Source organism: uncultured Pseudacidovorax sp. (assembly GCF_913773995.1).
Classification (GTDB): domain Bacteria; phylum Pseudomonadota; class Gammaproteobacteria; order Burkholderiales; family Burkholderiaceae_C; genus Xenophilus.
Window position 1 is genome coordinate 22632 of record NZ_CAJYES010000236.1, and the last position, 7858, is coordinate 30489.

At 62.3% G+C, this 7858-nt stretch carries 5 protein-coding genes; 3 read left to right on the top strand and 2 right to left on the bottom strand.

Translation table 11 applies throughout. The annotated features are described in order from the left end of the window. The first annotated feature begins 209 nt into the window (after positions 1-209). A complete protein-coding gene (gene dgt / locus QZ772_RS22430) occupies positions 210-1679 on the top strand; it encodes a dGTP triphosphohydrolase (RefSeq protein WP_295531286.1) in 1470 nt (489 codons plus the stop codon). Positions 1680-1750: 71 nt separating this feature from the next. Further along, on the top strand, positions 1751-2395 hold the full coding sequence (locus tag QZ772_RS22435) for a hypothetical protein (RefSeq protein ID WP_295531289.1): 645 nt from the start codon (positions 1751-1753) through the stop codon (positions 2393-2395). A gap of 55 nt (positions 2396-2450) precedes the next feature. Here the strand turns inward: QZ772_RS22435 and QZ772_RS22440 are convergent, their stop codons facing one another. Both QZ772_RS22440 and QZ772_RS22445 read right to left on the bottom strand, forming a co-directional pair. Continuing rightward, positions 2451-3539: a response regulator transcription factor gene (locus QZ772_RS22440; protein ID WP_295531292.1), complete on the bottom strand. Its 1089-nt coding sequence runs from the start codon at positions 3537-3539 to the stop codon at positions 2451-2453. Between the two features lie 2 nt (positions 3540-3541). Next, positions 3542-7405 carry an ATP-binding protein gene (locus QZ772_RS22445; RefSeq protein ID WP_295531295.1) on the bottom strand — a complete coding sequence of 1288 codons (3864 nt, stop codon included), beginning with the start codon at positions 7403-7405 and terminating at the stop codon, positions 3542-3544. 67 nt (positions 7406-7472) lie between these two features. Between QZ772_RS22445 and QZ772_RS22450 the strand changes: the two genes are divergently transcribed. After that, positions 7473-7775 carry an urease subunit gamma gene (locus tag QZ772_RS22450; RefSeq protein ID WP_017762114.1) on the top strand — a complete coding sequence of 101 codons (303 nt, stop codon included), beginning with the start codon at positions 7473-7475 and terminating at the stop codon, positions 7773-7775. The last annotated feature ends 83 nt before the right edge of the window (positions 7776-7858 follow it).

Genomic DNA, 7858 nt, shown 5'->3' on the forward strand with positions numbered 1-7858 from the left:
GCCTAACTGCTTTCCACCAACAGAGAAGCTTCGATTTTTCCCTTGGTATTCGTGCCCATGCCAACGCACGCCCGACTAGGGTAGCCTAACTGCTGGGTATGCAGCACTCGACTATCTAGATATGCGGCGGGGGCGGGTGTAGCACTATACGTTGTAGACTGACAGAGCCACCAGCACGGCTCGACTAACCAGAGATATGGAGAAGCGACATGCAAAATACACCCAATAAATGGAACCGCCTACTGAATGATCGCAGACGGAAAAAAGATGCGACGTCTGTTGCAGGGGAAGTGCAGAATTCGAATAAAAATGAGAGTAGAACTGAAATAGAACGCGATTATGATCGGATACTTTTCTCTACACCAGTTCGTCGATTAGCCGATAAAACTCAGGTATTTCCTTTAGACAAAAATGACAGCGTTCGCACTCGTCTTACACATTCGCACGAAGTTTCAAATCTTGCTCGAAGTATCGGGACGGCGCTGATCTATGACAGGCAGATTCAAACTGGCCATGTCAGTGCAGCTCGAGACGTACCCGCAATCCTTGCAACCGTCGGCCTTCTCCATGATTTAGGAAATCCGCCATTCGGTCATCAGGGCGAAGCAGCAATCCAAAGTTGGTTTGTCGAGAACTCTGACAGTGTATTAGGGTGCCTCGAGACAGAACAGCAACGCCAGGACTTTTTGAAGTTTGAAGGTAATGCCCAAGCTTTTCGGTTAGTAACCAGACTTCAATTGATTAACGACGATTTTGGCTTAGATCTTACGTACGCGTCTCTTGCTGCGATGATGAAGTATCCGACAGCCTCGGATCAAACAGATTCCAGTCACGTTGCTAAAAAGAAGCACGGATTTTTTGCCTCTGAAGAGCACGTTGTGAAGCAAGTCCATTCCGAGACAGGCCTTTCTCTAGGGCAACGTCATCCGCTCACATATGTTATGGAAGCGTGCGATGACATAGCATATGTAGTTTTAGATGCGGAAGATGCAGTCAAAAAAGGCCTTGCGTCCTTTTCGGATCTTCTCGCCTATTTAGAAATGAAATCCGCGGACGACCCTGTAGTTAAAAAATTAATTGAAGACAGCAAGGCTAAGCATAAAGAATATCGCAATATATCAGGCCGCTTGTCGCCCTCCGAATTGAACGACGTTTCTATGCAGAGATTTAGGGTCTATGCAATAGGCCAGATGGTAAAGTCTAGCGTCGACGCGTTTATGACGCACAATGAACAGTTGGTCAGCGGTACATTAGAAAAGCCCCTACTCGCTGTGAGCGACTGCGAAAATCTGCGGAAACAGCTCAAAGATTTTTCTGTCACCCACGCGTACAATCATCGCTCTGTTCTCGAAATAGAACTCACGGGTTTTAATGTAATCAGGGAGCTGATGGACATATTCTGGATGGCCATAATTGACCGGGAAAAACAATTTCAATTAGATTCGAAACGTCAGCATCCATTCACGAGATACGTCTATTCTAGAATATCAGAAAATTACAGAAGAATTTTTGAAAATCCTACACCGAATGATAGAAAATTTGGAATACGGTATCGTGAATGCTTGCTTCTGACTGATATGATCTCAGGAATGACCGATTCATATGCATTAAACTTACATGCAGACCTTTTATCCAGAAAGGGCAGCTTTGACTGCAAAAATTTCGCGAGGGGATCTTGACGGAATTTAAATCAATCCTGCAGAAATCCGTTCAGAGGTATATAAACCGATCGAAGATTTTTCGACCAAATTTGTACGAAACCTTATCAACAATTCAGACCAAGCTTCCTGGCACGGCCGTTTTTGGAGGAATGTTGAGAGACTTTGCGCTAGGAAAAATTCGAAGTTTTGATTCGGACATTGACTTAGTCTCTCATGAGCCTGCCCAAGAGATTTTAGCCGCGATAGAGATATTTCAACCGACAGTTAATAGGTTTGGCGGCTTCCGCTTCGTAACAGGCGCTCATCGGTTTGATATTTGGTCGCTGTTGGATACTTGGGCCTTCTCAGAGCATCTGATCGAGTGCCGATGCTTCGAAGATATTTTGCAAACAACCTTTTTTAATCTAGATGCTGCTTTATACAACCTGTCGAGTCGAAAACTTTTCTTGGGCCGCGGCTATGAGGATGCGGCTTTAAATAGGATATTAGATATTAATTTGGAAGCCAATCCCAATCCAGACAAAATGGTGCGCAGAGCAATTTCAATGCTTCTAAATGAAAACGTCGGCTTTTCACCGAAGCTTTGTAATTTCATTATAAAGCATGCAAAATCAAATGATGTATTCTATCTTGATAATAATATTTTCGAAAAAATTCAATTACACCTATTTAGAACACCTGACAAGGTTTTCCGCTTAGTTCAAGCAAGCATCTTTCAAGACGATGTCTACTAGCTTGAGCTATGCGGCGCTCTTTCATAGTCAAGCAGCCTCTTTCAGACCTCTTGAGTCAAACCTCAAAATGCGGCTGAATCTCCCGAATCCTTTTGATCGCCACCCCCGCCGCCGCGGTGCGCGTCTCCACCCCTAGCTTCACATACACCCGCTCCAGGTGCTTCTTGGCGGTGGCCGGGCTGGCGCCCAGGATCTCGCCGATGTCCTTGTTGGTCTTGCCCTTGACCACCCAGTACAGCACCTCGGCCTCGCGGGCGGTGAGCTTCAGGGCGAGGCTCATGGCCTCGATGACGGCCGTGTCCGACAGCTCCCGGATGATGATGAGCCAGTCGCCCGCGCCGGGCACCGTCGCGCTGGCGGTGCCGTCGGCGTCGCCGGTCTGGCGGTGCACGCGCAACTGCAGGCGGCTCGCGGCCTGCTGGCCGATCTCCAGCGGCGGGGGTTCGGCGCCGGCCTGCTGGGCCTGGGGCAGGTAGCGCTGCAGCCAGGCCACGATGGCGGCGGGCGTGGCGGGCGCCTCGGTGCCGCAGTAGCGCATCAGCAGCTCGCGCGCCAGGGAGGTCTGCCAGATCAGCCGGCCTTCGGGCATGCGCACGGTGATGCTGGCGTAGCCGAAGGCGTCCAGGGCGTTGCGCGCCTGGCCGGCCTGCTGGGCCTGCTGGCGCGCGCGGCGGGCGCCCTGCAGGTGCACGTTCATGCGGGCCAGCACTTCCTTGGGCTTGATGGGCTTGGTGACGTAGTCCACGCCGCCCGATTCCAGCGCTGCGACCAGGTGCTCGGTCTCGGTCAGGCCGGTCATGAAGACGATGGGAATCTCCGCCGTGGCGGCGTCGGCCTTGAGGCGGCGCGCCACCTCGAAGCCGTCCATGCCCGGCATCATGGCGTCGAGCAGCACGATGTCCGGATGGGCCTGCGCGGCGCGGGCCAGCGCGGTGGGGCCGTCGGTTGCCACGAGCACGGTGTAGCCCGATTCGTCCAGCGCGTCGTGCAGCACGGCCAGGTTGTCGGGCACGTCGTCGACCACCAGCACGAGGTCGCCGCGGGCGGTGTTCTCACGCAGGCTGGCGGCCAGGGGCGAGATGGCGGGCACGGCGGCGGCAGCGCCGCCGTCGTCGTCTTCGGAGAATTCGTCGATGCCGTTCATGGTCAGGAAGCTTCCAGCGCTTCGGTGAGGGCGCGGCCCATGTCCTCGAAGCGGAACTGCCGCGCGAGCGCACGCTGCTGCGCCGTCCAGGCGGCGCATTCGGGCTGGGCGGCGTCGATGTCGTCGAGCTTGGTCATGATCCCGCGAAGGTAGCCGAGCTGGACGGCCTCTTCCAGCGCCCGCAGCCGCTCGGCGCCGGGGGCGACGATGGCGGCGGGCTCGGCCGGCCCGGCGGGCGCAGCGGCGGCGGCCGGGTCGGCCGTCCAGCGCAGGTCGAGGCGGCGGCCGATCCAGTCGAGCAGTTCGCTGTGGCGCACGGGCTTGACGAAGAAGTCCTCGGGCGTGATGCCCACGTCGTTCTCCAGCCGCTTGTCGAAGGCGTTGGCGGAGACGACGGCAAACACGGTCTCGTGGCCAGCGCCCCGGCTCGCACCCAGCAGGGCGCGGGCGCGACGGATGGTCTCCCAGCCGTCGATGCCGGGCATGGCCAGGTCCACGAAGACGGCATGCGGCCGGTAGCCGGCGGCCAGCAGGTCCAGCCCGTCATGGCCGCTGGCGGCGGTGCGCAGTTCGAAGCCCAGCGGCTGCAGCAGGTGCACCAGCAGGTCGCGGTCGGCCTCCTCGTTGTCGATCACCAGCAGCTGGCGGCGCGGGCCTTCGTAGCCGCGGCGCGGCATCTTCGATTCGGCCGCCGGCCCCGCCGCCAGGCTGGTGCTGCCGATGGAGGCGCCGTGGCCCAGCGTGCCGGCCATCGCCTCGTGCACCCGCGGCAGGAAGAGCCGCACGCGAAACAGCGCGCCTTGCCCCGGCGTGCTGCTGACCTTCATCTCGCCACCCATCAGGTCGGTGAGCATCTTGGCCATGGTCAGGCCCAGGCCGGCGCCGGGGGCGCTGCCGCGCGAGTCGCCGCGGGCGAAGGGCTCGAAGATGCGGGCCAGCTCGTCCTCGTGCAGGCCGGGGCCGGTGTCTTCCACCTCCAGCGTGGCGAACTCGCGGGCATAGGCGGCGCGAAACGTGACCTGGCCCCGCGCCGTGAACTTGATGGCATTGCCCAGCAGGTTGATGAGGATCTGGCGCACCCGCCGCTCGTCCGCGCGCACCACGGCCGGCAGCTGCGCGGCGGGTTCGAAGACAAAGCGCAGGCCCTTGTCCGCCGCCTGCAGCTCGAACATGTCGGCCAGCGACTGCAGCATGTCGCCGAAGGCCATGGGCCGGGCCTGCAGCGTGAGCTTGCCGGCCTCGATGTGGGCCAGGTCGAGCGTGCCTTCGATGAGCGAGAGCAGGTGCTCGCCCCCGCGCTTGATGACGGCCACGGCCTGCTGGCGGTGCGGCGGCACCGAAGGGTCCTGTCCCATCAGCTGCGCATAGCCCAGGATGCTGTTGAGCGGCGTGCGCAGCTCGTGGCTGATGGCGCTGATGTAGCGGCTCTTGGCCTGGTTGGCGGCCTCGGCGGTCTGGCGGGCCTCGTCGGCGGCCTGGCGCGAGGCCTGCAGGGCGCGGTCGGTCTGGCGGTGCAGCTCGATCTCGCGCATCAGCAGGCGGGTCTGGCGGTTCGATTCTTCCTGCGCCACCTTGCGACTCTGGTGGGCCAGCACCAGCCACCAGGCCACGATGCCGGCGATCAGCAGCAGCGCCATGTAGGCCTTGAGGAAGCCCGAGCCCAGGGCCTGTGCCGCCTCGCTGCCGGCGGCGCGGCCCGCGGCCACCGAGGGCGCGCCGCCGCTGTCGATCCAGTCGCCGATGCCGCGCAGCTCCTGCTGGTAGAGCACGCCGAAGACGGCGGCCAGGAGCGGCACCACGATCAGCATCAGCATCAGGAAGTGGCCCAGGCCCGTGTCGAGGTAGGGCCACACGCGCCGCGGCAGCAGCCAGCGCAGCACGGCCGACCACTGCGCCGACAGGCCCGCATGCGGCTTGCACAGGTCGCCGCAGCGGGCATCGAGGGTGCAGCACAGAGAGCAGATGTCGCCCTGGTAGGCGGGGCAGTGGGCCATGTCGGGGCCCTCGTACTCGCGCTCGCAGATGACGCAGCGGCGGGGGGCGAGGCGCTGGTAGGAGGCTTCGGGAGTGACCCAGTGGATGCGATGGGCAGCTTGCTGCCGCGACGCTGCTGGCTGTTGCTCCTTCCCCCGCTGGGGGAAGGTGGGGATGGGGGCCAGGGCCTCCGACGAGGAGCGCTGCGCCCGAACTGGCCCCCACCCCTGCCCTCCCCCAGGGGGGGAGGGAGCAACACCCGGGGCGTCGGAACCAGCAGCAGCAGCAGCAGCAGCAGCAGCAGCGGCAGCAGGCACCGCCCCCGGCTGCCGCGCCAGATAGAAGCGCCCACCGGTGGCCCACGCAATAAGCGGCGAGGCGACCAGCGCCGTGCCCAACGCGATCACGGCCGAGAAGGCCTGCGCCATCGGGCCGAACACACCCAGGTGCGCGGTGATCGACACGCCCGAGGCCAGCACCATCGCGCCCACGCCCACCGGGTTGATGTCCCACAGGTAGGCCCGCTTGAACTCGATGCCCGGCGGCGACAGGCCCAGCGGCTTGTTGATGACCAGGTCGGCCACCACGGCCATCATCCAGGCGATGGCGATGTTGGCGTACAGGCCCAGCACGTCGCCCAGGGCCTCGAAGACGTTCATCTCCATCAGCATGAAGGCGATCAGGGCGTTGAACACCACCCACACCACCCGGCCCGGATGGCTGTGCGTCACGCGCGAGAAGAAATTGCTCCAGGCCAGCGAGCCGGCATAGGCATTGGTGACGTTGATCTTGAGCTGGGAGATGACCACGAACAGCGCCGTGGCCGCCACCGCCCAGCCGTACTGCGGAAAGACGTATTCGTAGGCGGCCAAGTACATCTGGTTGGGGTCCACCGCCCGCTCGGTGGGCACCATGTGGGTGATGGCCAGGTACGCCAGCAGCGCGCCGCCCAGCATCTTGGCCACGCCCAGCACCACCCAGCCCGGGCCGCCCGCCACCACGGCCGCCCACCAGCGGCCCCGATTGGCGGCGGTGCGCGCCGGCATGAAGCGCAGGTAGTCGGCCTGCTCCCCCATCTGGGTGATCAGGGCAATGCCCACCGTCAAGGCGGCACCAAATCCGTGCAATCCGAAGCCTGAAGCACCACCACGATCACCACCATAGTGCGTGATGCCGGCAAATGCACCAGGATCGCGCGCCAGCACGAAGGCAAAGGGCACCACCAGCATCAGCAGCCAGATGGCCTGGGTCCACATCTGCAGCCGGCTGATGGCCGAGACGCCGTGCGTCACCAGCGGAATCACCACCAGCGCGCACACCAGGTAGCCCCAGGCCGGCGGAATGCCCAGCGCCAGCTCCAGCGCATAGGCCATCACCGCGGCTTCGAGCGCGAAGAAGATGAAGGTGAAGCTGGCGTAGATCAGCGAGGTGATGGTCGAGCCGATGTAGCCGAAGCCGGCGCCGCGGGTGAGCAGGTCCATGTCGACGCCGTAGCGCGCCGCGTAGGCACTGATCGGCAGGCCGGCCAGGAAGATGATCAGCCCCGTCGCCACGATGGCCCAGAAGGCATTGGCGAAGCCGAACTGCACCAGCAGCGTGGCGCCCACGGCCTCCAGGATCAGGAAGGAGGCGGCGCCGAAGGCCGTGTTGGCCACCCGCCATTCGGACCACTTGCGAAAGCGCTGCGGCGTGAAGCGCAGGGCGTAGTCCTCCAGCGTCTCGCTGCCGACCCAGCTGTTGTAGTCGCGCCGGACCTTGACGATGCGCTGGGGCGCGTCGTCGGCGGCGGGCTCGGTGGGCGTGGCAAAGGTGTCGGCGTTCACAGGCGGCAGAGTGCAGCTTTCATGCCGAGCGAGGCACGACTGTTGCAAAGCGTTGACGCTGCCTATCATGCGGCGCCCTGCCCTCCGCGGGGCACGCGGCCACCGCCGGCCGCGCGGACCCTGAGCAAAGCGAACCATGGAACTCACGCCCAGAGAAAAAGACAAGCTGCTGATCTTCACCGCCGCCCTGCTGGCGGAGCGGCGCAAGGGCCGCGGCCTGAAGCTCAACTACCCCGAAGCCGTCGCGCTGATCTCGGCGGCCGTGATGGAAGGCGCCCGCGACGGCAAGACGGTGGCCCAGCTCATGAGCGAAGGCCGCGAAGTGCTGACCCGCGCCGACGTGATGGAGGGCGTGCCCGAGATGATCCCGGACATCCAGGTCGAAGCCACCTTCCCCGACGGCACCAAGCTCGTGACGGTGCACCAGCCCATCGAATGAGGCGCCGCGCGGCCGCCCGAGCACCGCGGCCGGTTGCAACCCTCTGCGCCACCCGCACGCACTCCGCCGCCCGGCCCGCATCG

What these genes read in the sequence shown, in the direction of transcription:
- dgt (WP_295531286.1), top strand. Translation starts at nt 210, where the DNA reads ATGCAAAATACACCCAATAAATGGAACCGCCTACTGAATGATCGCAGA.
- QZ772_RS22440 (WP_295531292.1), bottom strand. Translation starts at nt 3,539, where the DNA reads ATGAACGGCATCGACGAATTCTCCGAAGACGACGACGGCGGCGCTGCC.
- QZ772_RS22445 (WP_295531295.1), bottom strand. Translation starts at nt 7,405, where the DNA reads ATGATAGGCAGCGTCAACGCTTTGCAACAGTCGTGCCTCGCTCGGCAT.
- QZ772_RS22450 (WP_017762114.1), top strand. Translation starts at nt 7,473, where the DNA reads ATGGAACTCACGCCCAGAGAAAAAGACAAGCTGCTGATCTTCACCGCC.